This window comes from Burkholderia sp. S171 (assembly GCF_009766085.1).
GTDB lineage: Bacteria > Pseudomonadota > Gammaproteobacteria > Burkholderiales > Burkholderiaceae > Caballeronia.
Map to the genome: position 1 here is coordinate 152706 of NZ_LMUF01000056.1, position 571 is coordinate 153276.

Sequence of the window (571 nt, forward strand, 5' to 3'; positions counted from 1 at the left end):
CGACCATGGTTGCGCGCATCAGCGCTCCCTTCATCGCACTGCCGTTGTCCGAATGCAGCACGAGCGGACGACCCACCGTGCCTTCAATCTGACATGCTTTGGTCAGCAACGCGCTCGCGTGCTCGCCCGATTCGACCTCCCACACCTCGTTGCCCACCAGCATGCGGCTGTAGACATCCTTCATCATGTACCAGTAAAAATAGCGCCCACGGATCGTGGTGGGCATCCACGTGATGTCCCAGCACCAAAGCTGATTCGGACCATCGGCACGATGCGTGGTAGGCGCGCGTCGTTGCGACACGCTGGCGCGCCCACGTCGCCGGCTCAGGTTCTCAGCCTTGAGTACCCGGTAAAACGTCGACTCCGAACCCAGGTAAATTCCTTCATCGGCCAGCTTCGGCACGATCTGGTGCGGCGTGAGGCTGGCAAACTCTTCCCGGCAGGCCGCATCGATCAGCGCTTGACGTTCAAGGTCGCTGAACTTGTTGGGTGGCGACCTCCCGCCACTCAGCGTGCGCGCATCTTCGGGCTTGTGCTTCCAACGCTGCACGCTGCGCACGCTCACCCCCAG

Annotated in this window: 1 protein-coding gene; it reads right to left on the reverse strand. The window is 62.0% G+C overall.

The window, feature by feature from the left end; translation table 11 throughout:
* Positions 1 to 571 (reverse strand): DDE-type integrase/transposase/recombinase (locus tag GSQ93_RS32380; protein WP_216857713.1); only part of this gene is annotated, 571 nt, incomplete at both ends.